Raw genomic sequence first — 23,078 nt, 5'->3', positions numbered from 1 at the left:
GCGCAAATGAAATGCGGACAGGGTCCGAGCCGATAGCCACAAGAGCAGAACGGGCTACAGAATCACGCAAAGGCAACCCCATGGGTCGCCCTGATCAGCGAGGCCGCCGCGAATGACTTCGATTGCGCTGTTCCCTTGGCATTCATCCTTTGACACGGGTCTGCCAGACATCGACAGCCAGCATCAACACCTGGCCGCTCTGATCAACCAATTGGCGGATGACTATGTTCATCAGCAGGGACGCGTGGACCTGCCTGCGGTCCTCGCCCAACTGAAAGCCTACGCGCTCGAACACTTCGATACTGAAGAGCGCATCTGGCGCTCCGCCCAGGGCGAACAGCCTTTTGACCAGGCCCATGAAGCCTCGCACCACGCGTTCGCACAGGACATCAAGGCCCTGAGCGACCAAAGTGGGAAGCGCCCGCCGGACGAACTGGGCAAGGAAGTTCTGATCTACCTGGTGCGCTGGCTCAGCGCCCACATCCTGGGCCAAGACCGCGAGTTGGCCGCCTGCGTGCTGGGCCTTCAATCGCCCGCAACCGGGCTGCCCGAACCCGAACGTCAAGCTCTGATTCGCATCATTCTCTCCATGGTGGAGGTGCTCTGCAGCCACTCGCTCAGTCTGGCCCAGCAGCTCGAGGCGCAGCGACAAGCCCAACGGGCGCTGGACGCCGCGCGCGAACAGCTGCAAAAGCAAGTGCGCTATCAACAGGCGGCGCTGGACAACTTCCCCTTCCTCGTCTGGATGAAAGACCTGGAGGGGCGTTTTCTGGCCACCAACCGCGCCTATGCGCAGGCCACGGGTCGGCAGGAGGCTCAGGAACTGGTGGGCAAGGGAGATGCCGAAGTCTGGCCCGAAGAAACTGCCCGACGCCATCGCAGCGAAGACTTGGCCGCACTCCGGGCTCAGCATCCCATCAGCCGGGAGCAGGCCCTGGACACCCCGGAGGGCCCCCAATGGTTCGAGACCTACCAAACCGCCGTCAGCCAGGGCAATGAGCTGCTGGGCACGGTCGGGTTTGCCCGCAACATCACCGATCGCCACACTGCTCAGCTGGCCTTGGCCGCCAGCGAGGCCAATTTCCGCAGCTTTTTCGACTGCATCGGCGACTTTCTATTCGTGGTGGATGCACAGGGCCTCATCCTGCGGGCCAACCTGGCCGTGACCCAACGCCTGGGCTACAGCGAGCAGGAGCTGCAGGGTCGCTCGGTGCTGTTCGTCCATCCACCCGAGCAGGCCGAGCAGGCCCAGAGCCTGTTCCTGCAACTGGCAGCCGGAGAGCGCGACCGCTGCGACATCCCCCTGTGCACGGCCCGGGGCGAACGCATAGAGGTGGAGACACGCGTGTCCCACGGCCAGTGGGATGGGCAGTACGCCTTGTTCTGCGTCAGCCGCGATGTGAGCGAGGCTCGCCGTCTGCAAGCCGAGCTGGAACGTGAATCGAGCGAACGTCGGCGCCTGCTGGATCAGGCCATCGAGCGCGAGTTCTTCTGGCAACAAAGCCAGACCGTGGGTCAGCTGGGGGGCTGGCGTGCCGACCCGCGGTCGGGCAGCCTGATGTGGACCGACGGCGTATACGACATCGTGGAGATGCCGCGCGACTTTCAGCCCGATTTGGCCGCAGGTTTGGACTGTTATCTGCCCGAGGCTCAGGCCACAGTGCGCCGCCATCTGGAGCAGGCCCAAGCCCACGGCACGCCCTTTCGCGTGCAGGTTCCGCTGCGGGGTGCGCGCAGCGCCACCGTGAAATGGGTGGAGCTGCGCGGCACCCCGCATCGCACCCCGCAAGGTGAAATTGATTACCTCATGGGGACCGTGCAGGACATCAGCCTGCAGCGCAATACCGAGTCCCAGTTGCGCGCCAGTCTGGCTTTCAACCATTCGCTGATCCACACCATGGTGGACGGCATTGCGGTTTGTCACGCCGTGCCGGCCGAGCCTTTCGTGGCCTTCTCGGTCTGGAACCCCGCGATGGAGGCACTCACCGGCTACTCGATGGAAGACATCAACCGCCTGGGTTGGTATCAGACGGTCTATATAGACCCTGAGATCCAACAAAAGGCACGCGCCCGCATGGACCGCATGCGCCAGGGCGACAACTTGGATCATGAGGAATGGGTCATCACCCGCAAGGACGGCGCACGGCGAACGGTGGAAATCACCACCAAGGTCGTACTCACGTCCGAGGGCGAGGTGCACGTCATGGCCGTGATGCGCGACATCAGCGAGCGACGCGCCATGGATCGCCAGTTGGCGGAGTCCGAGCTGCGCTTGCGCACCCTGATCGAGCAGTCGCCGATGGCCATCCAAATCGTGGCACCGGATGGCGCGGTCCGCCATGTCAATCAGGCTTGGGAGCGGCTCTGGGGCGTTCCCCTGGATGCCTTGGTCAACTACAACATGCTGGCCGACCAGCAACTCATCGACAAAGGCGTCATGCCGGCCATCCACTCCGCGTTTGAGGGACGGACTGTGGCGCCGCTGACGATGGAGTACGACCGCGCCGCCACCCCGCAAGTGGCCAGCCAGGGGGGCAAATTGCTGGTGCGCACCATCATCTACGCCTCACGCAACTCGGAGGGGGCGATCAACGAAGTGGTGCTGATGCAGGAGGACGTGACCGCCATCAAGCGAGCCGAACAGGAGTTGGAGCGCCACCGCCACCATCTGGAGGCGGTGGTGGCCGAACGCACCGCTGACCTGCGCGTGGCCAAGGAGGCCGCCGATGCAGCCAATGTGGCCAAGAGCGCGTTCTTGGCCAATATGAGCCACGAAATCCGCACGCCCCTGAACGCCATCATGGGCATGGCCCACATGATCCGGCGCGGCGGTCTGGCACCCCAACAGGCCGAGCAACTGGCCAAGCTGGTCGGCGCCAGTGAGCACTTGCTGGGCATCATCAACGCCATCCTGGAGCTCTCCAAGATCGAAGCGGGCAAGTTTTCACTCGAAGACATTCAGGTCCAACCCAGCGCCATCGTGGGGAATGTGCTCTCGATGGTGCAGGAGCGCGCCCATGCCAAGGGCCTGCGCCTGGAAAGCACGGTCCAATCCACGTCCCACCCGCTGCGAGGTGACCCCACTCGACTGCAACAGGCCCTGCTCAATTACGTGAGCAACGCCGTCAAGTTCACCGAGCAAGGTCGCGTTCAAATCGAAGTCCGCATCGAGGCCGAAGAAGAAGACGCCGTTCAACTCCGCTTCGAGGTCAAGGACAGCGGGGTTGGCATCGATCCGGCGGTCCTGCCCCGACTCTTTTCGGCATTCGAGCAAGCCGACAACAGCACCACGCGCAAGTACGGCGGCACCGGGCTGGGCCTGGCCATCACCCGCAAACTGGCTGAAATGATGGGGGGCAGTGCCGGCGCGAGCAGCCAGCCGGGTCAGGGCAGTTGCTTCTGGTTCACGGCCCGCCTCCCCAAGGGCCGCCACACCGACTCCGCACCGGCTGACGCCCTACCGATGGGGAAGGCCGAAGCCCTGTTGCGCCAACAGCATGCCGGGGCGCGCGTGTTGCTCGCCGAGGACGAGCCCATCAACTGCGAGATCACCGAAATGCTGCTGAGCGAAGTGGGCTTGCAGGTCGAGAGCGTGGAAGACGGCGCTCAGGCCCTGGCGCGTGCGACCTCTGAGCACTTCGACTTGATCCTGATGGACATGCAGATGCCAGTGATGGACGGAATCGAGGCCACCCGACGCATTCGTGCCCTGGCCCAGGGACGCGCGGTGCCAATCCTGGCCATGACCGCCAACGCCTTCGTAGAGGATCGCGCCCGCTGCTTGGAGGCCGGGATGTCCGACTTCATCTCCAAACCCGTCTACCCCGATCAGCTCTACGCCCTGCTGCTGCGCTGGCTGGGGACACCGGCTCAGAAATAAAAAGGGCCCTCGGGGTTCCGAGGGCCTTTCAGGACTCTCAGCGCCGGGTCGGCGCTGCAGGCAGAGTCGCTCAGCGCTGCGCGATGGGCTTCACGTTGCGCGAGCCGGCGCCCACGAAGAGCTGACGCGGACGGCCGATCTTGTACTCGGGGTCGCCGATCATCTCGTTGAGCTGGGCAATCCAGCCCACCGTGCGCGCCAGCGCGAAGATGGCGGTGAACAGCGGCACCGGGATGCCGATGGCGCGCTGCACGATGCCCGAGTAGAAGTCCACGTTCGGGTAGAGCTTGCGGGCGACGAAGTATTCGTCTTCCAGCGCGATCTTCTCGAGCTCCATGGCCAGCTTGAACATCGGGTCGTTCTGCAGACCCAGTTCGCCCAGCACCTCGTGGCAGGTTTCGCGCATCAGCTTGGCGCGCGGGTCGTAGTTCTTGTAGACCCGGTGGCCAAAGCCCATCAGCTTGACGCCGCTGTTCTTGTCCTTGACCTGCTTGATGAACTCGCCGATCTTGGCCACACCGCCCTGATTCTGGATGTCGCCCAGCATGTTCAGGCAGGCCTCGTTGGCGCCGCCGTGGGCCGGGCCCCAAAGGCAGGCCACGCCGGCGGCGATGGCTGCAAACGGGTTGGTGCCCGAGCTACCGCACAGGCGCACGGTCGAGGTCGAGGCGTTTTGCTCGTGGTCGGCGTGCAGCGTGAAGATGCGGTCCATCGCGCGCACCAGCACGTCGTTGGGCTTGTAGTCCTCGCAGGGCGTGGCAAACATCATGCGCATGAAGTTGCCGGCGTAGCTGAGGTCGTTCTTCGGGTAGATGTAGGGCTGGCCGACGGTGTACTTGTAGGCCATGGCCACCAGCGTGGGCATCTTGGCGATCAAACGGATCGCCGCGATCTCGCGGTGCTCGGGGTTATTGATGTCGGTGCTGTCGTGATAGAAGGCCGACAACGCACCCACCAGGCCCGTCATGACGGCCATCGGGTGCGCATCACGACGGAAGCCGCGCAGGAAGAACTGCATCTGCTCGTTGACCATTGTGTGGTGCATCACGCGGTACTCGAACTCTTCCTTCTGCGTGGCATTGGGCAGCTCGCCGTACAGCAGCAGATAGCAGGTCTCGAGGTAGTCGCAGTTCACGGCCAGCTGCTCGATGGGGTAGCCGCGATACAGCAGCTCGCCCTTGTCGCCATCGATGTAGGTGATGGTCGAGTTGCAGGAGGCGGTGGACAGGAAACCGGGGTCGTAAGTGAACTTGCCGGTCTGCGCGTACAGCTTGCGGATGTCGATCACATCCGGGCCGATCGAGCCCTTGTAGATCGGCAGCTCCATGCTGGGGCTGCCATCGCTGAAGGCCAGCGTGGCCTTGACGTCGGAGGGGGTCATCATGGGGTGGGCTCCAGGGTTAATCCGGGGAATTCTGGCGTTCAGGGGGCTCGCGCAGCAAGCCTATCAGCGCATGGATCTGCGGCTGATCAAGTTCGCCTTCGGGTTCGCGGCGGGCCAACAACAAATCGAGCAAATCGTTGTCGCTCAGATCCATCAATTGGTTCATCGCGGCGCCCTGCGCCACGGTGAGGCTCTCACCATGGCGCTCAAAAAAGCGCTGGATGAACAGGTCGTTCTCCAGCAGTCCGCGCCGGCAGCGCCAGTGCAACTTGGAGAGCGCGCGTTCGTCCAGCAGTGCGTCGCTCATCAGACAGCCCGACGCACCATGAGTTCTTTAATTTTCCCGATCGCTTTCGTGGGGTTCAGGCCCTTGGGGCAGACATCCACGCAGTTCATGATCGAGTGGCAGCGGAACAGACGGTAAGGATCTTCCAGGTTGTCCAGACGGGCGCTGGTGTCCTGGTCGCGGCTGTCGGCGATGAAGCGATAGGCCTGCAGCAGACCGGCCGGGCCGACGAACTTGTCCGGGTTCCACCAGAAGCTCGGGCAGGAGGTGCTGCAGGACGCGCACAAGATGCACTCGTACAGGCCGTCCAACTCTTCGCGCTCCTGGGGCGACTGCAGACGCTCCTTGTCGGGCGGCGGCGTGTCGTTCACCAAGTAGGGCTTGATGGAGTTGTACTGCTTGAAGAACTGCGTCATGTCGACGATCAGGTCGCGCACCACGGGCAGGCCGGGCAGCGGCTTCAAGGTGATCGTCTGCGGCAGCTGACGCATATTGGTCAGACAGGCCAGGCCGTTCTTGCCGTTGATGTTCATCGCGTCCGAGCCGCACACGCCTTCGCGGCAGCTGCGCCGGAAGGAGAGCGTCGGGTCGACCGACTTCAGCTTGACCAAGGCATCGAGCAGCATGCGCTCGGAGCCATCGAGTTCGATCTCGATGGTCTGCATGCGCGGCTTGGCGTCCTGGTCGGGGTCGTAGCGGTAGATGTGGAAAGTGCGCTTGTCGCTCATGTTCTTTTCCTTAGAAGGTACGCACCTTGGGCGGGACGGATTCGGCCGTCAGCGGCTTCAATTGCACCGGCTTGTAGTCCAGGCGCGAGCCTTCCGAGTACCACAGGGTGTGCTTCATCCAGTTCGCGTCGTCGCGGTTCGGGAAGTCGTTGTGCGCGTGGGCGCCACGGCTTTCCGGACGGGCGGCGGCCGAGACGATGGTGGCCTGCGCGGCCTCGATCAGGTTCTCAACCTCCAGGGCCTCGACGCGCGCGGTGTTGAACACCTTGCTCTTGTCCTTCAGACCGATGGACTTCACGCGTTCGCGGATCTCGGCCACCTTGCCCACGCCGGCTTCGAGCATGGCCTGGGTGCGGAACACGCCCGCATGGGCTTGCATGGCACTGCGCAGATCGTTCGCCACATCCTGGGCGTACTCGCCATGGGTGGCCGAGTCCAGACGCGCCAGGCGAGCCAGGGTCTTGTCGGCGGCATCCTTGGGCAGGGGCTTGTGCTCGCGGTTCTTCAGATTGAACTCGACGATGTGCTTGCCGGCCGCGCGGCCGAACACCAACAGGTCCAGCAGCGAGTTGGTACCCAGGCGGTTGGCGCCGTGCACCGACACGCAGGAGCACTCGCCCACCGCATACAGGCCGTTGATCACATCATTCGGGTTGCCGTTCTTCGGCACCACCACCTGGCCATTGATGTTGGTCGGGATGCCACCCATCTGGTAGTGGATGGTCGGCACCACGGGGATCGGCTCCTTCGTGATGTCGACGTTGGCAAAGTTGTGACCGATCTCGAACACCGAGGGCAGGCGCTTCAAGATGGTGTCCTTGCCCAGGTGGGTCATGTCCAGCAGCACATAGTCCTTGTTGGGACCGCAGCCGCGACCTTCCTTGATCTCCTGGTCCATGGAGCGCGAGACGAAGTCGCGCGGCGCCAGGTCTTTGAGCGTCGGGGCATAGCGCTCCATGAAGCGCTCGCCATTGGCGTTGCGCAGGATGGCGCCCTCGCCCCGGCAACCTTCGGTCAGCAGCACGCCCGCGCCGGCCACGCCGGTGGGGTGGAACTGCCAGAACTCCATGTCTTCCAGCGGGATGCCCGAACGCGCGGCCATGCCCAGGCCGTCGCCGGTGTTAATGAAGGCGTTGGTGCTGGCCTGGTAGATGCGGCCGGCGCCGCCGGTGGCCATCAACACGGTCTTGGCTTCCAGGATGTAGACCTCACCGGTCTCCATCTCCAGGGCGGTGACGCCCACGCAGTCGCCGTCGGCATCGCGAATCAGGTCCAGCGCCATCCATTCGACGAAGAACTGGGTGCGGGCCTTGACGTTCTGCTGATAGAGCGTGTGCAGCAGCGCGTGACCGGTGCGGTCGGCTGCCGCGCAGGCGCGCTGCACGGGTTTCTCGCCGTAATTGGCGGTGTGACCGCCGAAGGGGCGCTGGTAGATGGTGCCGTCCGGGTTGCGGTCAAACGGCATGCCGAAGTGCTCAAGCTCGTACACGACCTTGGGCGCCTCACGGCACATGAACTCGATGGCGTCCTGGTCACCCAGCCAGTCCGAGCCCTTGACGGTGTCGAAGAAGTGGTAGTGCCAGTTGTCCTCGCTCATATTGCCGAGCGAAGCCCCGATGCCACCCTGGGCGGCCACGGTGTGCGAACGGGTCGGGAAGACCTTGGACAACACGGCCACGTTCAGGCCGGCCATGGACAGTTGCAGCGAGGCGCGCATGCCGGAGCCGCCGGCACCGACGATGACAACGTCGAATTTGCGACGGGCGAGTTGAGACGATTGCATCGCTTAGAGCCTCCAGAGCACTTGAATTGCCCAGCCGGTGCAGGCCACCAGCCAGACCAGGGTGAACACATGCAGGGTCAGGCGCAGGCCGACCGGCTTCACATAGTCCATCCAGATGTCACGCACACCCACCCAGGCGTGATAAGCCAGGGACAGGATCAAAGTGAAGGTCAACACCTTCATCCACTGGGCCGAGAAAATGCCGGCCCAGCGGTCGTAGCCCAGTTCGCCAGGCATCAACAACTGCGCCACCAGGGCGATGGTGAATAGCGCCATCAAGGCGCCGGTGATGCGCTGGGCCAGCCAGTCACGCAAACCATAGTGAGCGCCCGAGACCAGACGCTTGTTGCCAAAGGTTGACATCTCGTTTCCTTAGAAAAGCCCGAACAGCTTGGCGCCCAGGAGGGCCGTGAGCGGCAGGCTCACCACAAACACAGCCACGGCGCTGGAGCGCCCCTGCTCCTTGCTGACGCTGTGCGTGACGTCCATCCACAAATGGCGCAAACCGGCGCAAAAGTGATGCAAGTAGGCCCAGATCAAACCCAGGCTGACCAGCTTGATGAACCAGCCCGGCACGAAGCCGATGCCGGCCACGAAGGCATTGGTGAACTCGCCGTAGCTGATTTCGCTGGTCAGGCTGGTATCAAAGAACCAGACCACCAGGGGCAGCAACAAGAACATCAGCAATCCGCTGATGCGATGCAGGATCGAGACCACGCCGGCAATGGGCAGGCGGTAGCTGGTCAAGTCCCGAAAGACATTGAGGTTGGTGTAGGTTGGGCGGGTTTTCGTATTCATTCGCAGGCCTTTGGGGTGTGGCGCGTCCGTAACCGGGCGTGCCTGGGGCTTGGACTCAAGGCGGCGGATTCTAGGCACCCTTGCCAACACCCCCCTGACATGGGCGCTTGATTCAAAACAGAAATCGGGGCCGAAATCCGTTGAAACCCTGCCCTAAACTCCCGCGCCAGCAACGATTCATCAACTCTCCCCCTCGGAGTCTCCCCATGAGCAAGAAGCCCGTTCGCGTCGCCGTCACCGGCGCCGCTGGTCAGATTGGTTACGCCCTGCTGTTCCGCATCGCCTCGGGCGAAATGCTGGGCAAGGACCAGCCCGTCATCCTGCAGCTGCTGGAAATCCCCGACGAGAAGGCCCAGAACGCGCTCAAGGGCGTGATGATGGAACTGGAAGACTGCGCCTTCCCGCTGCTGGCCGGTATGGAAGCCCATAGCGACCCGATGACCGCCTTCAAGGACACCGACTACGCGCTGCTCGTGGGCGCCCGTCCGCGCGGCCCCGGCATGGAGCGCGCCGACTTGCTGGCTGCTAACGCCCAGATCTTCACGGTGCAGGGCAAGGCCCTGAACGCTGTGGCCAGCCGCAATGTCAAGGTGCTGGTGGTGGGCAATCCGGCCAACACCAATGCCTACATCGCCATGAAGTCGGCCCCGGACCTGCCGGCCAAGAACTTCACCGCCATGCTGCGCCTGGACCACAACCGCGCCGCCAGCCAGATCGCTGCCAAGACCGGCAAGGCTGTGGGCTCAATCAAGAAGCTGGCCGTGTGGGGCAACCACTCGCCCACCATGTACGCCGACTACCGCTTCGCCACCATCGACGGCGCCGCAGTCAAAGACATGATCAACGACCAGGTCTGGAACAAGGACGTGTTCCTGCCCACGGTGGGCAAGCGCGGCGCGGCCATCATTGCCGCGCGCGGCCTCTCCAGCGCCGCCTCGGCCGCCAACGCCGCCATCGACCACATGCGCGACTGGGCCCTAGGCACCAACGGCGAGTGGGTCACCATGGGCATCCCCTCGATGGGCGACTACGACATCCCCAAGGAAGTCATGTACGGCTTCCCCGTCACCTGCGAGGGCGGCGAGTACAAGGTGGTGCAGGGCCTGGAAATTGATGCCTTCAGCCGCGAGTGCATGACCAAGACCCTGAACGAACTGCTGGAAGAGCAGAACGGCGTCAAGCACCTGCTGTAATTTGCACCTTGGCACAAAGGCCCGCCATGGCGGGCCTTTTTTACTGGCGTTGGGGCCTGCCTTGGCGGGCCTTTTTACTTCTGGACCCCCGATGCGAATTCACCCCCGCGATGCCCTGTTTGCCGGCGAGGCAGCCCCCATCAGCCTGCCCGTGGTCGACCACTACAGCGGCAGCGAAAAGCTGATGCGCAAGAGCCTGGCCCTGCAGGCCGCGCGCGGGCCGGTGTTTGATGTGACCTTGGACTGTGAGGACGGCGCTCAGGTCGGCGCCGAAGAAGCCCAGGTGCGCCTGGCGGCCGAACTGCTGGCCTCGCCGGACAACCGGTATGGCCGCGTCGGCGTGCGCGTGCACCCGGTCGATCACCCCGCTTTTGCGATGGAGCTGCAAATCTTGGCGGCCGCGCCGGTGGCGCCGGCCTACCTCATGCTGCCCAAGGTGGACTCGCGCGCCCAGTTGGACCGTGGCGCTGCATCTGTGCAGGCGGCCTGGGGGGCGCGCCCGGCCCCGCCGCTGCAGGCCTTGATCGAGACCCACGGGGGCTTGCGCGAGGTCGAGGCCATCGCCGCCCATCCGGCCCTGCAGTCCCTGTCCTTCGGTCTGATGGACTTTGTTTCCGGCCACCATGGCGCCATTCCGCGCACGGCCCTGAGCCTGCCGGGCCAGTTCGAGCATCCGCTGGTGGCGCGCGCCAAGCTGGCCATCGCCGCCGCCGCCCATGGCCATGGCAAGGTGCCCTCGCACTGTGTCGTCACCGAACTGAAGTCGCCCGCCAAATTGCAGGCCGCCGCCGAGCGCGCCGCGCGTGAGTTCGGCTACACGCGCATGTGGAGCATCCATCCGGATCAAATTCAACCCATCCTGGATGCCTTCGCCCCCAGTGCCGCCGAGGTGGACGAAGCCATCGAGGTGCTCGAAGTAGCCCAGGACACCCAATGGGGCCCCATCCGGCTGCGTGACCAACTGCACGACCGCGCCAGCTACCGCCTGTTCTGGAGCCTGTTGCAGCGCGCCCACCAAACCGGTCAAGCGCTGCCTGCCCAAGTGCGTGAACGCTTTTTCTCTTGAGGTGAACGGGCTTTGCCCGGCACCTCAATTCCCCGCGGGGGGCGGGCCAGGTCACCGGCATGGTCCTGGGGGCGTTTTGAACGCTACTGACTTCTGCTGACACCTCGCCGGCCTCCGCGCCGCGACAATGCAGCCTGATTCCCGCCTCTCTGCCCTGCCCCATGCGCACTTTGATCCTCGCCAGCCTGCTGCTGGCCGCCGCCCCCGCCCTGTTGGCTACTCCGGCACCCGCGCCGTCTGACAAGCCCACCCCCAAGGCTGCGGTCAAGAAGACGGCCAAGTCCAAGAAACCCGCCGCTCCGGCCCTGCCCACCGAGCCCGAGCACCTCGATGACGAGCGCATGGCCGTGGTGCCCCGCGTGCTGGTGGGCGAGTCGCGCTGTGAATTCGGACGCAGCGTGCGCGTGGAGCCCCATCCCAGCCTGAACGGCCGCTTTTTGCTGTCCATCGACAAGCAGCAGCACACCGTGACGCCGCAACCCACCACCACGGGCGTGATCCGCCTGGAAAACGCCCACTCGGGCCTGGTCTGGCTGCAGGTGCCCGTCAAATCCATGCTGATGAATGCCAAGGTCGGACAGCGCATGGCCGACAACTGCCTGCACACCGCGCAGGCTGCAGAACTCGCTGCCCAAGAGACCGCCGGCACCCCGGCAGCTGCGCAATAAAGCAGAACTCGTATATACTCGCGCGCTTTGCTAGCAAACCCGCCGTGTCGATTCGTCGGCCGTGGGGTGCGAAGGAAGGGCTGGGACCTCGGTCCGGACCCCAGAGCACCAGCCAGCCTGTACCCCCACCGCGAATACCGAGCGAACTTGGAAGGATTCCATTAATGACCACCATCCGCGTCAAAGAAAACGAGCCGTTCGACGTTGCCCTGCGTCGCTTCAAGCGCACCATTGAAAAGCTCGGTCTGCTGACCGACCTGCGCGCCCGCGAATTCTTTGAAAAGCCCACCGCCGAGCGCAAGCGCAAGAAGGCCGCCGCCGTCAAGCGCCACTACAAGCGCGTGCGCAGCATGCAGCTGCCCAAGCGCATGTTCTGATCGACTGATCAGAAAGCTCGCTGCCAGCTCCGCTGGCAAGCTGCAAAGACGGCCTGCGCCACCTGGTGTCGCGGGCCGTTTTGTTTTTCACCCCCCTCTTTCCCTGCATCGCCATGAGCCTCAAAGATCGCATCACCGAAGACATGAAGACCGCCATGCGCGCCAAGGACAGCGAGCGCCTGGGCGCCATCCGCATGCTGCTGGCCGCCGTCAAGCAAAAGGAAGTGGATGAACGCGTGGTCGTCGATGACGCCATGCTGATCGCCATCGTCGACAAGCTGATCAAGCAGCGCAAAGACTCCATCGCCCAGTTCACCGCCGCCGCGCGCCTGGACCTGGTGGAGCAAGAAGAGCGCGAACTCAAGGTGCTGCAGGTCTACCTGCCCGAGCGTCTCTCGACTGAGGCCGTGCAGGCCGAGGTGCAGGCCATCGTGGCCGAACTAGGTGCGGGCGCCAAGCTGGGTGCGGCTGATATGGGCCGGGTGATGGGGGCCGTCAAAGCCAAGTTGGCCGGCAAGGCCGACATGGGCATGGTCTCGGCCGCCGTCAAGCAAGCGCTGGCTTCGTGAACTCGCTACCACTGCGCCCGGTCGCCGCCGATGTGGCGGTGGCACCGCAACTCGGCCCCGAGCACATGGCCGAGTTGGCCCGAATGGGATTTCGCAGCGTGGTCAACAACCGGCCGGATCACGAACACGGCCCGGGTCAGCCCGAACACGCGGCGATCCAGGCCGCGGCCCAGGCCGCCGGGCTGGAATACCGCTTTCTGCCCGTCTCGGGGGGCTATCAGACGCCCGAGCAAATTGAGGCCATGGCCAAGCTGCTTGACGAGCTGCCGCGCCCCCTGCTGATGTTCTGCCGCTCGGGCGCGCGCTCGACGAATTTGTTTTTGCAGGCCTGCCAGTTCGATTGATCGGGAAAACCCAGGCTCATGCAGCCTGGATTGCCATGCGGCGACTCGTACAGTCCCGACCTCCCATCTGGAACACGCCCCTGCTCATGCGCTTGCTGCTGCGGCTCTGTCGCTTCATCGACACGCTGAATGACCGCTTGGCCGTGCTGGCCAAATGGGCGGTGCTGGCTTCTTGCGTCATCAGTGCCGGCAACGCGGCCGTGCGCTACGTCTTCAGCGTCAGCTCCAACGCCTATCTGGAAATCCAGTGGTACCTGTTTGCGGCCTGCGTGATGCTGGGCGCATCGCAGGTACTGCGCGTCAACGAGCACGTGCGTGTCGACCTCATTTATGGCCGCTGGTCCGGTCGTACCCAGGCCCACATCGATCTTTTTGGCCTGATCGTCTTCCTGCTGCCGGTGTGCGCCGCGATGCTTTGGTTCTCCGCGCCCCTGTTCTGGCAAATGCTGCAGTCGGGCGAGATGTCCAACAACGCCGGCGGACTGATCCGCTGGCCGGCCATGCTGTGCCTGCCACTCGGTTTCGGGCTGCTGTTCCTGCAGGGCCTGTCGGAGATCGTCAAACGCGTCGCCTGGCTGCGCGGGCTTTTTGAGGGCGACTTCCATTACGAGGCGCCCTTGCAATGAGCCGCGCAAACGCCGCATTCGCATCATGAGCATGGAGAACTTCGCCCCGCTGATGTTTGCGGGCCTGGTCATCATCTTGTTGCTGGGCTTCCCGGTCGCCTTTTCGCTGGCCGCTCTGGGACTGGGGTGCGGCTACTTCGCGGTCTGGATGGGCTGGTTCCCGGCCAGTTTCATGGGCAATCTGCCCATGAATGTGTTTGGCATCCTCTCCAACGACCTGCTGCTTGCCATCCCCTTCTTCACCCTGATGGGCAGCGTGCTGGAGAAATGCGGGTTGGCCGAGGACATGCTTGACTCGATGGGCCAGCTGTTTGGCGCAGTGCGTGGCGGTCTGGGCTATTCGGTCATTCTGGTGGGCTTCATTCTGGGCGCCGTCACCGGCACCGTGGCCGGGCAGGTGATTGCGATGGCGATGATTTCGCTACCAGTGATGATGCGCTGGAACTACGACATGCGCTATGCCACCGGCGTGCTGGCGGCCTCGGGCACCATCACCCAACTGGTGCCTCCTTCGCTGGTGCTGGTGGTGTTGGCCGACCAGCTCGGCAAGCCGGTGGGCGATATGTACAAGGGCGCCTGGGGCCCGGCCTTGCTGCAGGTGCTGCTCTTCCTGCTCTTTACCTTCCTGTACACGCGACTGCGGCCACAGGCCCTGCCCGGCATTCCCAAGGAAGGCAGGACCCTGAGCGGGCCTCGACTAGTTGTGAAATGCCTGCGCGGTATCGTGCCCTCGGCCGTGCTGATCTTCCTGGTCTTGGGTTCGATGGGCGGATTGCCGGGCATCAGCACGGCGGTGTGCACACCCACCGAGGCCGGGGCCATGGGAGCCATAGGCGCCTTTGCGCTGGCGGCCCTGCACCGCCGCCTGAACTGGCCGCTGCTGCGCGAGGCCATGCGCGGCACCATGCGCATCACGGCCATGGTGGTCTTCATCCTGATCGGTTCGCGCGTGTTCTCCCTGGTATTCCAAGGCGTGGACGGCGGGCGCTGGATCGAGCACCTGCTGCTCGATCTGCCCGGCGGTCAGGTGGGCTTCCTCATCCTGGTGAATGTTTTCATCTTCGTGCTGGCTTTCTTTCTCGATTTTTTCGAGATCGCCTTCATCATCATTCCCCTGCTCGCCCCGGTGGCCGAAAAACTCGGCATCGACCTGATCTGGTTCGGCGTGATGATCTGCGTGAACATGCAAACCAGCTTCATGCATCCGCCCTTTGGCTTCGCGCTGTTCTATCTGCGCGGCATCGCCGACAGCCTGTTCAAGAACGGCAGCCTGCCGCGCAAGGTGGAGTCGCGCGACATCTACCTGGGCGCCATCCCCTGGGTGCTGATGCAACTGATCCTGGTGGGCGTGGTGATCGCCTTCCCGCAGACGGTGACGAGCTTTCTGGACAAGCCCGAGGTGCTGAACTCGCAGCAGCTGGAGCGGGCCATGGATGAAATGGCCCCCAAGGATCAGGACTTCGACGCCGCCCCGATTGAGGAGCCAGCCGGGCCCTCCGAGCCCGCGTCCGCCAGCGGCGGCTGATCAACCCCGCAGGCGCTGCAGCAGCGCCTGCGCCTGGGGTTCGGCGCCCTGCAGCGCCCGCCCCTCCTGGGCCCGCAGCACCAGCTGGCGCAGCGCGGCCTCCTGCGGCAGGCTGGGACCAAAAAAGAGCACCTGCTCTCCTTGCGCCAACAGCAAGGTCGGAAAGGTCTCAATGTCCAGGTCACCCACCCGCTCGGCCTCGTCCTCGATGTCCACCCATTGCAGGCGCAGCCCTGCATCGGCTGCCGCCAGGCCTTCCAACGTGGGACGCACCTCGCGACAGGTGCCGCACCATTCGGCGCACAGGCAGTAGAGATCGAGAACGGCAGACATGTCGCTTCGCAGTGGAAAACAGGAGTCGCATCTTGCCGCAGGCACCCGGCCATGGCGCGGCGGATTGTTCCGCTGCACGCAACAGCCCATTGCCGCCTGGGTGATTTTTCTTTGGGGTCGCAATTCCTAGAGTTCGGTCCATGCCATCCCGGCAGACAACCCGAACCGAAAGGAACCCCATGAAAGCCGCCATCATCATCCTGTCCGACCCCAAGAACGGAGGCGAGGACGCCCTGGGCCGCATGTTCAACGGCCTGGCCGCCGCCTACGACTTCAAGCAGCGCGACATCCCGGTGTCGATCTACTTCCAAGGTGCGGGCACCCGCTGGCCCGGCGTGGTGGGCCAGCCCAGCCACCCGGTGCACGCCCTGTTCAAGGCCGTCGAGACCGAAATCGCCGGCGTGTCCTGCGGTTGCGCCGATGTGTTCGGCGCGCGTGAGGACGCCGTCAAGAGCGGCTTCGACCTGATCACCGACAACAGCGTGCCCGGCACCTCGGGCCTGCCCAGCCTGGGCAAGCTGGTGGCCGACGGCTTCACCGTCTTCACGTTCTGAGCGAGCTCATCATGGCCTTTGCTTTTCATGACGGAGAGCGCGCAGTGCAAGAGCGCGCCGGTGAATCCGCCGTTGCCGTGCGCAACGCCTCGGTGATCACCGACACGGTGATTGCCGGTGCGCGACCCTTCATCGAAAAGCAGGTCATGACCGCCGTGGCCGCACGAGCTGCGGACGGCCCCGGAAATGGCCAAATCTGGGCCTCGCTGTGGTTTGGTACTCCGGGCTTTCTCAAGAGCCCGGGGGGTCGCCACATCGAGGTGCACACCCCGGCCGCGCACCGCGACCCCAGCGATCCTGTATGGGCGCAAATGCACGAGGAAGCGCAGCTGGGCATGCTCTTCATCGAGATCAGTTCGCGCCGGCGCTACCGCGTGAACGGCCATGTGCAGGCCCTCGATGCCGCGCAAATGCAGCTCGCCATCGCCGAGGCCTACCCTAACTGCCCCAAATACATCCAGCGCCGACACCTGCGTGCGCTGGGCGATGTTCAGCCGCAGCCGGATGCACGCATCAGCCGGGGCACCGAGCTGAACGCCGATGCGCTCGCCCTGCTGGCCCAGGCCGACACCCTCTTCATCGCCAGCGGCGCCCCCGCCGGGCATCTGGACGCCTCGCACCGCGGCGGCCCCCCCGGCTTCGTGCAAGCCGTGAGCCCGACTCGGCTGCGCGTGCCCGACTACGGCGGCAACAGCCTCTTCAACACTCTGGGCAATCTGGCCCTGGACCCGGCCTGCGGTCTGGTGGTTCCGGACTTCAGTTCCGGCCGCCTGCTGCACCTGAGCGGCCGTGCCGAAGTGCTGTGGAACCAGCCCGATCCCCAGGGGCTCACAGGCGGGACCGGCCGCTTCTGGAAGTTCGAAGTGCGCGAATGGTTGCTGCGCGACCTGCCCGCCGCCATGGAGTGGGAATACCTGGACGCCTCGCCCTTCATCCCCGTCCCCAGTTCGCTCTCCACCATCGCATCATGAAACTGATGATCCAGGCCACCGTGGCCCATGGCGCCGATGTGCGCGAACTGCGCCTGCGTCATCCGGAAGGTGCCGCCCTGCCCGCTTGGCCGGCCGGCGCGCACCTGAAGCTACATCTGCCGCAAAGCGATGGCTATTCGCTCATCGGTATGCCCGGCGAGACCCAGGAGTACCGCATCGCGGTGCTCAAAGACGCCAAGTCGCGCGGCGGCTCGCGCCAGGTGCACGAGCAGCTCGCCGCCGGCCAGACCCTGGAAGTGGAAGGCCCCTTCAACAGCTTTCCGCTGAAGTTGGACGCGGGCCGCATCGTGCTGGTGGCTGGCGGCATCGGCATCACGCCCCTGCACGCGATGGCGCATGAACTCAACGCCCAAGGTCGCGACTTTGAGCTCCATTACCTGGCCCGTAGCGAGGACCGCCTGGTGCTGTTGGACGAGCTGCGCGCCCTGCCCCATGCGCAGATCCATCTGCACCTGGGCGCCGCACCGCCCGACCTGGCGGCGCTGCTCGGGCCCTACCGCCCCGGCCAGACCCTGCATGCCTGCGGCCCGGTGCCGCTGCTGAATGCCCTGCGCGAACACGGTGCAGCCCAGGGGTGGCCCGCTGCTGCGCTGCACTTTGAAAGCTTCGGCGCCCGCGTGGATGCCCAGGATCGGCCGCTCCGCGTGCACCTGGCGCAGTCCGGCATCAGCCTGGATGTGCCGCTGGGCACCAGCATCCTGGACGCCCTGATCCAGGCCGATCAATTCGTCGCCTTTGACTGCAAGCGCGGCGAGTGCGGCCAATGCTGGACCCCCGTGGTGGAAGGCGAGCCCGTGCACCGCGACGTCTGCCTGACCCCGGCGCAGCGCGCCGGCGGCCTGTGTACCTGCGTGGGCTGGGCCCGCAGCGCTGAACTCACACTGGACCTCTGAATGACCCGTGCTTTGGGAGCCGACCGCCTGCATCTGCTGACGGTCTTTGTGGCCGTGGTGGACGCCAACGGCTTTGCCGGTGCCGCGCGCAAGCTCAATATTTCGCCGCCCGCTGTCACCCGCGCCATCGCGGAGTTGGAGCGGCAACTGGGCGTGCGCCTGCTCACCCGCACCACTCGCGTGGTGCGCGTGACCGAGGTGGGCGCGCGCTATGTGGAGGACTGCCGCCGCATCCTGGCCAGCCTGTCCGAGGCCGACGCGGCGGTGAGCGGTCTGCACCGCGAACCCCGTGGCCGGCTCGTCATCACCGCCCCGGTGCTGCTGGGCGCGCAGTTCGTCACCGGCATCGTCAATGACTATCTGCAGCGCTACCCGCAGGTCAGCGCCACCTGTCTGTTCCTGGACCGGGCGGTCAATCTGATGGACGAGGGCGTGGACGTGGCGGTGCGCATCGGTGAACTGCCGGACTCCTCGATGCAAGCAGTGCGCGTGGGGCAGGTGCGCCGCATCATCTGTGCCGCGCCAATCTATCTGAAACAACGGGGCAGCCCGCAACGCCCGGAGGAGCTGAGCCAGCACAGTGTGGTCGCCGCCGCCGGCTCGCAGTCCACGGTGGAGTGGAAGCTGATCAAAGAAGACCAGGGCCAAACCGTGCCTCAGACCGTTCGACTTACCCCACGCCTGCTGACCACCACCAACGACTCGGCGCTGGCCAGCGCCCTCAATGGCCTGGGCCTGACACGCCTGCTGTCCTACCAGGTGCGGGAGCACCTGGAGAGCGGCGCACTGGTGGAGGTATTGCCCGACTACGCGCCGCCGCCGCTGCCCCTGCACCTGGTGCACCGCGAGGGGCGCTACGCCTCCAGCAAAGCGCGGGCGTTCCTGGATCTGGCCATAGAACGGCTGCGCGCCGAGCCGGCCCTGGCAGCCTGATCGGCCTCATTGGCCTGATCGCCCCGCGCCGCGGCTCTGGCGGCGCCTATCCCCCCCGAAATGCGATCGGCGAGAGCCCGGCCGCTTTGGGCATCGGCACCTTCACCTCTCGCACATCCCCATGCACAGAAGACAAATCGGTCCTGCCCTCTTTTTCCTGATCGCCTTCGGCATCCCCTGGGCCGGCTGGACGGTCTGGCGCGACCAAGGACTGCCCTTCTGGCTCACGCCCCTCGCGGTCAGCCTGGCGGCCTTCGTGGCTGCGGGTGTCGAGAGGGGGCCGGCAGGTTTGCGGCGCTTCGCCCTCAGGGTGCTGCGGATGCAAATTCCTCTCCCGGTGTGGGTCACGGCGCTGCTGCTGCCCTTGACGCTGGGCCTGAGCTTTCTGCTGACCCACGGCGTGTCGCTGGCGTTGCTGCAGCCACAGTTCGCGCCCAATTTAGGCGGAATGCTGGCCATGGGCCTGGTGACCGGACCCCTGGCAGAGGAATTCGGATGGCGCGGCTACTTGCAGAGCCGGTTGCTGGCATCCCAGCGGCCCATCACGGTGGCCGCGCTCGTCGGGCTCGTCTGGTGTACCTGGCATTGGCCGCTGTTTCACACCTCGGTATTCCAGTCTCTGCCGTCCACCTTGCACTTTGCAGCCTTCTGCATCACCTGGTCCGTCTTTCTGCTCTACCTCGTGGAGCACTCGGGCGGATCGGTATGGCCGGCGGTGCTGCTGCACGCCACCCTCAATTCGCACTCCAGCCTGCTGGGAATGCTGTTTCCTGGCTTGGACCGCGCCCTGCTTCCGGGGGGATCCCAGTCCACCTTCTTTTACGCAGGCGCAGCGGCCGCCTTCGTCCTGTGGAAGCGGCACTACTTCTTCGGTCGCCCGAAGAAGGTCTGACGACAGACTGCAGAACGCAGGGGATGAACAGAGGCCCGGGCCCCGCTGCCGAACCTAGAGTGGGGGGGTGTCCACTCGGCCTTGCCACGGCCCTTTTTCTCCCGTGCCCGATCTCATCAAGCCCACCCTATTCCGGCTCAAGCGCCCGCTCACTTGGGCCTACACCACGCTGTCCTTGCTCGGCCTGCCTGGCTGGGTCCAGGCGATGGAGCCAGAGCCGGGGCCCAAGCCCGCACCCACACAGGATTGGGCTGCCCTCACCCTGAAGGATGTCCAGTTCACCGCCCAGGCCCTGCGCGAGCGCCACGCCGGCGTGGTGGCCGGCAAGCTAGACGCCACCGCACCCATGGATCAGGAGCTGCCGCTGGCGCTTCAGGCTGCAGCGCAGGCCCGCAACGAGAACGACCACCGCCGCATCCTGCGGCGCCTGATCAGCGCCTTCTCTGACCCGCATACGGGGCTCTATCTGCAACCGGGTCAGCGCCGCTGGGCGGGCCTGATCGTGGACGCAGTGGGAGCCTCCGGCGCGGAGTTCCGCGTGGTGGCGACCGACAAGGACTGGCCTACGCCACTGCCGCAGGTGGGTGCGCGTGTGAAGGCCTGCGACGGACTGGGCTTTGGCAGCTACCTGCGCACCCAGGTCGCACCGCTGGTCGACACCGGGCCGGAGTACCCGAGCGCTTTCAGCGCCATGGCACGCCGCTCGATGTTCGACAGCGGCCTGGGCTGGGCGCCCAAGCAATGCAGCTTCGTGCACGCCGATGGCAGCGAGCAGGTGCTGGCGCTGACCCTGCGCGAGATCGGGGAGGGCAGCGAGCAAGTCAGTGAGGCCCGGCTGGAACTGGCGCGCAAGGGCTTGTTCGCACAGGCGCGCCCCGTGGGGCTGGAGCGCTTGAGCCCCACCCTGCACTGGGTGGGCATGCCGGACTACAACCCGGGCACGTCGAACGCCGCCTATGAACAGCTTTACAAGCAACTGACCCCACTGGCCGGCAAGCCCGGCTGGGTGGTGTTCGATCTGCGCGGCAATGGCGGCGGCAGCACCCAGCTGGGCAATCGCGCGCTCAAGGCCCTCTATGGCGAAGACTTCGGCGCCGCGCTGAACAAGCTGTCGTCCAACGGCAAGTGGATGGTGGCCCATCCCAGCACCGTGGCCCTGTATGAAAGCCTGCTGGACAAGCCCGAGCTCGCCAACGTCAAGAAGGAGATCGAACACGAACTCAAGGCCATGCGCGACGGCCTGGCACGGGGTGAGCGCCTGGTGGTCGCCAACGCGCCCAAGCGCCCAGAAGAAGTGGACGCACAACGGGCGGCGGTGCGCAAGCGCCCCGGCGGGCCGCGCATCGCGGCGGTGATCGACCGCGGCTGTTTCAGCTCCTGCATGGGAGTGCTGCTGCAGATGCAAGCCATCGCCGACACCGTGGTGCTGGGCGAGCCCACGATCGGCTACTCGCCCTATGGCGAAATCGGCGAGCACAAGCTGCCCAGCGGGCGCGGCTCGCTCTACCTGCCCTCGGCGCTGTTTGCAGCCCCCCAGGCCACGCGCGAGCCCTTCGTGCCGCAGATCCCCTACCCCGGCCGCATGGCCGACGACAAGGCGCTGATGGCCTGGGTAAAGACAACCCTGGAGCAGTTGGCTAAAGGTCCAGCACCAGCTCCGCGTCGATAGCCCGCGAGACGCACACGCACATCTGCGTCTGGCGCCCGGCCGGGCTCAGCACCGTGTCGCGGTGCTCTGGCCGGCCCGCCAGCACCTTGACGGCGCACTCGCCGCAGCTCCCGCCCCGGCAGCCCGAGGGCACGGCGACCCCGGCGTCTTCCAACGCCTCCAGCACCGATTGCAGGGGGCTGACTGCGACGCGCCGGCCACTGCGCTGCAGGGTCACCCCGATTGCACGCTCGCTCGCCAGCGCCGCCGATGCGCGAAAGCGCTCAAAGCGCAGACGCTCCGGCGCAATGCCCAGGCGCTGCGCCTCGCGCTGGGCCTCGTCGAGCAGGCGCTGCGGTCCGCAAAGGTAGAACAGCGCGTCGGCCGGCGCGTGTGCCAGCAGCTCGGCCAGGTTCAGGCGCTGGCCTTGGTCGGCGGCGTAAACGCGCAGGTCGGCACCGAACTCGCGCTCCAGTCGGTCCAGATAGGCACCCTCGCGGCGCGAGCGCAGCGCGTAATGCATGGCCACCGGGCGGCGCTGAGAACGCAGCCGTAGGGCCATGGCCTTGATGGGCGTGATGCCGATGCCGGCGGCCACCAGCACGGCCGGGCGTTCGTCGTCGTGCAGATTGAAATCATTGCCGGGCAGGCCGCAGTGCAGGCTCATCCCCAGCTGGTAGCTGCGGTGGATGGCCACGGATCCACCACTGCCGCCGTCCTCGCGCAGCACGGCAATCTCATAGGCATCGCGGCGCGCCGGGTTGGAGCTGATGGAGTAGCGCCGCGTGCTCAGCACGCCACTGTCCAGCCGCACCGGCACATCGATGTGCGAGCCGGCGCGCACGGCCGGCAGATCGGCGCCCTCGGGGTGCCGCAGCTCGTAGGCACGCACACGCGGGCTGAGCTCGCGCACACCGCTGATGCGCAGATGCAGCGGCCCCTGGCCCAGCGCCATCTCGGGCTCAGCCCTGCCGGCCTGGGCACGCAGGCGCTCCATCTCAGCGCGCAAGGGGCGCAGGGCCTCGTTGATTTCGCCCTCGGTAAAGCGCGGCGTGATGTGCTTGGGGCAGTTCCAATCAAAGGCCTCGACGGTGATCAGCACCACCCGCTCCACCGCCTGCGCCACGCCGGCAGGCCGCAGGCGCTCCGCCAGCGCCGGGTCGTCATCCACAAAGCGCACCCGGCCCAGGAGCTTGAGGCGGCGCTGCGCGGCGTAGTCCATCAAGAAGATCGACACGCGGTCATTGCCCTGCAGATTGCCTACGCTGATGTACTGGCGGTTGCCGCGCAGGTCGGCATAGGCCAGGGTCTTGGCGTCCAGCACCTTCAGGAAACCGGCCGGGCCGCCACGGAACTGCACATAGGGCCACCCCGTCTCACCCACCGTGGCCTGGTAGAAGCCATCGCGCGCGGCAATGAATTCGGCCTCCTTGTCGGTCAAGGCGTCGCGGCGGTCATCGGTCTCGTCCAGCGGCGCATAGGCCGCGCGGCTGCCCATGCGGCTTTGCATGGCGCGTACGCGTTCGGTGAAGGCAAGGTCGGAATAGGCGCGGCTCATCGGTGTCTCCTTGACTTGCACTGTGCCTGCAGCCACTCTCCAGCAGAA

General features: G+C 65.5%; 23 protein-coding genes. 15 read left to right on the top strand and 8 right to left on the bottom strand.

What is annotated here, in order from left to right:
* Positions 1-112 precede the first annotated feature (112 nt).
* Positions 113-3,880, top strand: a complete 3,768-nt coding sequence (locus FF090_RS09200; protein ID WP_138856438.1) for a PAS domain S-box protein — start codon at positions 113-115, stop codon at positions 3,878-3,880.
* A gap of 70 nt (positions 3,881-3,950) precedes the next feature.
* On the opposite strand, the gene gltA is transcribed toward FF090_RS09200, so the two are convergent.
* From gltA to sdhC, 6 genes are read right to left on the bottom strand one after another with little or no spacing between them, the layout of a single operon-like run.
* Positions 3,951-5,261, bottom strand: a complete 1,311-nt coding sequence (gene gltA, locus FF090_RS09195) for a citrate synthase (protein ID WP_138858339.1) — start codon at positions 5,259-5,261, stop codon at positions 3,951-3,953.
* Positions 5,262-5,280: 19 nt separating this feature from the next.
* Positions 5,281-5,571 (bottom strand): FAD assembly factor SdhE, encoded by a 291-nt coding sequence (locus tag FF090_RS09190; RefSeq protein WP_138856437.1) that lies wholly within the window; start codon positions 5,569-5,571, stop codon positions 5,281-5,283.
* Entirely contained in the window at positions 5,571-6,278 is a 708-nt protein-coding gene (locus tag FF090_RS09185; RefSeq protein ID WP_138856436.1) for a succinate dehydrogenase iron-sulfur subunit, read from the bottom strand. Before FF090_RS09185 ends, FF090_RS09190 begins: the two co-directional genes overlap by 1 nt.
* A gap of 10 nt (positions 6,279-6,288) precedes the next feature.
* Entirely contained in the window at positions 6,289-8,061 is a 1,773-nt protein-coding gene (gene sdhA, locus FF090_RS09180; RefSeq protein ID WP_138856435.1) for a succinate dehydrogenase flavoprotein subunit, read from the bottom strand.
* Positions 8,062-8,064: 3 nt separating this feature from the next.
* Positions 8,065-8,424 carry a succinate dehydrogenase, hydrophobic membrane anchor protein gene (gene sdhD, locus FF090_RS09175; RefSeq protein ID WP_138856434.1) on the bottom strand — a complete coding sequence of 120 codons (360 nt, stop codon included), beginning with the start codon at positions 8,422-8,424 and terminating at the stop codon, positions 8,065-8,067.
* 9 nt (positions 8,425-8,433) lie between these two features.
* Positions 8,434-8,859, bottom strand: a complete 426-nt coding sequence (gene sdhC, locus FF090_RS09170) for a succinate dehydrogenase, cytochrome b556 subunit (protein ID WP_138856433.1) — start codon at positions 8,857-8,859, stop codon at positions 8,434-8,436.
* Positions 8,860-9,065: 206 nt separating this feature from the next.
* Here sdhC and FF090_RS09165 point away from each other — a divergent pair, with 206 nt between their 5' ends.
* From FF090_RS09165 to FF090_RS09130, 8 genes are all read left to right on the top strand, one after another.
* Entirely contained in the window at positions 9,066-10,052 is a 987-nt protein-coding gene (locus FF090_RS09165; RefSeq protein WP_138856432.1) for a malate dehydrogenase, read from the top strand.
* A gap of 91 nt (positions 10,053-10,143) precedes the next feature.
* Positions 10,144-11,118, top strand: coding sequence for an HpcH/HpaI aldolase/citrate lyase family protein (locus tag FF090_RS09160; RefSeq protein WP_138856431.1), 975 nt, complete (start codon positions 10,144-10,146; stop codon positions 11,116-11,118).
* A 161-nt stretch (positions 11,119-11,279) separates the two neighbouring features.
* Positions 11,280-11,786, top strand: coding sequence for a hypothetical protein (locus tag FF090_RS09155; RefSeq protein ID WP_138856430.1), 507 nt, complete (start codon positions 11,280-11,282; stop codon positions 11,784-11,786).
* 164 nt (positions 11,787-11,950) lie between these two features.
* The gene (rpsU, locus tag FF090_RS09150) at positions 11,951-12,163 is read left to right on the top strand and encodes a 30S ribosomal protein S21 (protein WP_138856429.1); all 213 of its coding nucleotides are present in this window, start codon (positions 11,951-11,953) and stop codon (positions 12,161-12,163) included.
* Between the two features lie 113 nt (positions 12,164-12,276).
* A complete protein-coding gene (locus FF090_RS09145; protein ID WP_138856428.1) occupies positions 12,277-12,732 on the top strand; it encodes a GatB/YqeY domain-containing protein in 456 nt (151 codons plus the stop codon).
* A complete protein-coding gene (locus tag FF090_RS09140; RefSeq protein ID WP_138856427.1) occupies positions 12,729-13,076 on the top strand; it encodes a protein tyrosine phosphatase family protein in 348 nt (115 codons plus the stop codon). The genes FF090_RS09145 and FF090_RS09140 overlap by 4 nt, the downstream gene beginning before the upstream one ends.
* A gap of 86 nt (positions 13,077-13,162) precedes the next feature.
* Positions 13,163-13,702, top strand: a complete 540-nt coding sequence (locus FF090_RS09135; RefSeq protein WP_138856426.1) for a TRAP transporter small permease subunit — start codon at positions 13,163-13,165, stop codon at positions 13,700-13,702.
* Positions 13,703-13,727: 25 nt separating this feature from the next.
* Entirely contained in the window at positions 13,728-15,227 is a 1,500-nt protein-coding gene (locus FF090_RS09130; RefSeq protein WP_138856425.1) for a TRAP transporter large permease, read from the top strand.
* Here the strand turns inward: FF090_RS09130 and FF090_RS09125 are convergent, their stop codons facing one another.
* On the bottom strand, positions 15,228-15,560 hold the full coding sequence (locus FF090_RS09125; protein ID WP_138856424.1) for a thioredoxin family protein: 333 nt from the start codon (positions 15,558-15,560) through the stop codon (positions 15,228-15,230).
* 179 nt (positions 15,561-15,739) lie between these two features.
* Here FF090_RS09125 and FF090_RS09120 point away from each other — a divergent pair, with 179 nt between their 5' ends.
* The 6 genes from FF090_RS09120 (at position 15,740) to FF090_RS09095 (ending at position 21,493) form a co-directional block, all read left to right on the top strand.
* Complete coding sequence (locus FF090_RS09120; RefSeq protein ID WP_138856423.1) at positions 15,740-16,114, top strand: DsrE family protein; 375 nt, start codon at positions 15,740-15,742, stop codon at positions 16,112-16,114.
* Between the two features lie 11 nt (positions 16,115-16,125).
* Positions 16,126-17,085 carry a pyridoxamine 5'-phosphate oxidase family protein gene (locus tag FF090_RS09115; RefSeq protein ID WP_138856422.1) on the top strand — a complete coding sequence of 320 codons (960 nt, stop codon included), beginning with the start codon at positions 16,126-16,128 and terminating at the stop codon, positions 17,083-17,085.
* Positions 17,082-17,999: a PDR/VanB family oxidoreductase gene (locus tag FF090_RS09110; protein WP_138856421.1), complete on the top strand. Its 918-nt coding sequence runs from the start codon at positions 17,082-17,084 to the stop codon at positions 17,997-17,999. Before FF090_RS09115 ends, FF090_RS09110 begins: the two co-directional genes overlap by 4 nt.
* Positions 18,000-18,932 carry a LysR family transcriptional regulator gene (locus FF090_RS09105; RefSeq protein WP_138856420.1) on the top strand — a complete coding sequence of 311 codons (933 nt, stop codon included), beginning with the start codon at positions 18,000-18,002 and terminating at the stop codon, positions 18,930-18,932. It abuts the gene before it with no gap.
* Between the two features lie 121 nt (positions 18,933-19,053).
* On the top strand, positions 19,054-19,824 hold the full coding sequence (locus FF090_RS09100; protein ID WP_138856419.1) for a CPBP family intramembrane glutamic endopeptidase: 771 nt from the start codon (positions 19,054-19,056) through the stop codon (positions 19,822-19,824).
* A 103-nt stretch (positions 19,825-19,927) separates the two neighbouring features.
* Entirely contained in the window at positions 19,928-21,493 is a 1,566-nt protein-coding gene (locus tag FF090_RS09095; RefSeq protein WP_138856418.1) for a S41 family peptidase, read from the top strand.
* Here the strand turns inward: FF090_RS09095 and FF090_RS09090 are convergent.
* A complete protein-coding gene (locus FF090_RS09090) occupies positions 21,462-23,030 on the bottom strand; it encodes a 2Fe-2S iron-sulfur cluster-binding protein (protein WP_138856417.1) in 1,569 nt (522 codons plus the stop codon). The two genes, FF090_RS09095 and FF090_RS09090, sit on opposite strands and share 32 nt — an antisense overlap.
* Between the last annotated feature and the right edge of the window lie 48 nt (positions 23,031-23,078).

The organism is Inhella inkyongensis (assembly GCF_005952805.1).
GTDB lineage: Bacteria > Pseudomonadota > Gammaproteobacteria > Burkholderiales > Burkholderiaceae_C > Inhella > Inhella inkyongensis.
The sequence above is the reverse complement of the archived record's forward strand: the minus strand, read 5'-3'. Positions and strand labels throughout refer to the sequence as shown.

Coding starts and splice junctions, on each gene's coding strand:
- FF090_RS09115 (WP_138856422.1), top strand. CDS start 16,126: ATGGCCTTTGCTTTTCATGACGGAGAGCGCGCAGTGCAAGAGCGCGCC.
- FF090_RS09155 (WP_138856430.1), top strand. CDS start 11,280: ATGCGCACTTTGATCCTCGCCAGCCTGCTGCTGGCCGCCGCCCCCGCC.
- FF090_RS09135 (WP_138856426.1), top strand. CDS start 13,163: ATGCGCTTGCTGCTGCGGCTCTGTCGCTTCATCGACACGCTGAATGAC.
- FF090_RS09105 (WP_138856420.1), top strand. CDS start 18,000: ATGACCCGTGCTTTGGGAGCCGACCGCCTGCATCTGCTGACGGTCTTT.
- FF090_RS09110 (WP_138856421.1), top strand. CDS start 17,082: ATGAAACTGATGATCCAGGCCACCGTGGCCCATGGCGCCGATGTGCGC.
- gltA (WP_138858339.1), bottom strand. CDS start 5,261: ATGACCCCCTCCGACGTCAAGGCCACGCTGGCCTTCAGCGATGGCAGC.
- FF090_RS09145 (WP_138856428.1), top strand. CDS start 12,277: ATGAGCCTCAAAGATCGCATCACCGAAGACATGAAGACCGCCATGCGC.
- FF090_RS09190 (WP_138856437.1), bottom strand. CDS start 5,571: ATGAGCGACGCACTGCTGGACGAACGCGCGCTCTCCAAGTTGCACTGG.
- FF090_RS09185 (WP_138856436.1), bottom strand. CDS start 6,278: ATGAGCGACAAGCGCACTTTCCACATCTACCGCTACGACCCCGACCAG.
- FF090_RS09090 (WP_138856417.1), bottom strand. CDS start 23,030: ATGAGCCGCGCCTATTCCGACCTTGCCTTCACCGAACGCGTACGCGCC.
- FF090_RS09200 (WP_138856438.1), top strand. CDS start 113: ATGACTTCGATTGCGCTGTTCCCTTGGCATTCATCCTTTGACACGGGT.
- rpsU (WP_138856429.1), top strand. CDS start 11,951: ATGACCACCATCCGCGTCAAAGAAAACGAGCCGTTCGACGTTGCCCTG.
- sdhA (WP_138856435.1), bottom strand. CDS start 8,061: ATGCAATCGTCTCAACTCGCCCGTCGCAAATTCGACGTTGTCATCGTC.
- FF090_RS09120 (WP_138856423.1), top strand. CDS start 15,740: ATGAAAGCCGCCATCATCATCCTGTCCGACCCCAAGAACGGAGGCGAG.
- sdhD (WP_138856434.1), bottom strand. CDS start 8,424: ATGTCAACCTTTGGCAACAAGCGTCTGGTCTCGGGCGCTCACTATGGT.
- FF090_RS09130 (WP_138856425.1), top strand. CDS start 13,728: ATGAGCATGGAGAACTTCGCCCCGCTGATGTTTGCGGGCCTGGTCATC.
- FF090_RS09100 (WP_138856419.1), top strand. CDS start 19,054: ATGCACAGAAGACAAATCGGTCCTGCCCTCTTTTTCCTGATCGCCTTC.
- sdhC (WP_138856433.1), bottom strand. CDS start 8,859: ATGAATACGAAAACCCGCCCAACCTACACCAACCTCAATGTCTTTCGG.
- FF090_RS09165 (WP_138856432.1), top strand. CDS start 9,066: ATGAGCAAGAAGCCCGTTCGCGTCGCCGTCACCGGCGCCGCTGGTCAG.
- FF090_RS09125 (WP_138856424.1), bottom strand. CDS start 15,560: ATGTCTGCCGTTCTCGATCTCTACTGCCTGTGCGCCGAATGGTGCGGC.
- FF090_RS09160 (WP_138856431.1), top strand. CDS start 10,144: ATGCGAATTCACCCCCGCGATGCCCTGTTTGCCGGCGAGGCAGCCCCC.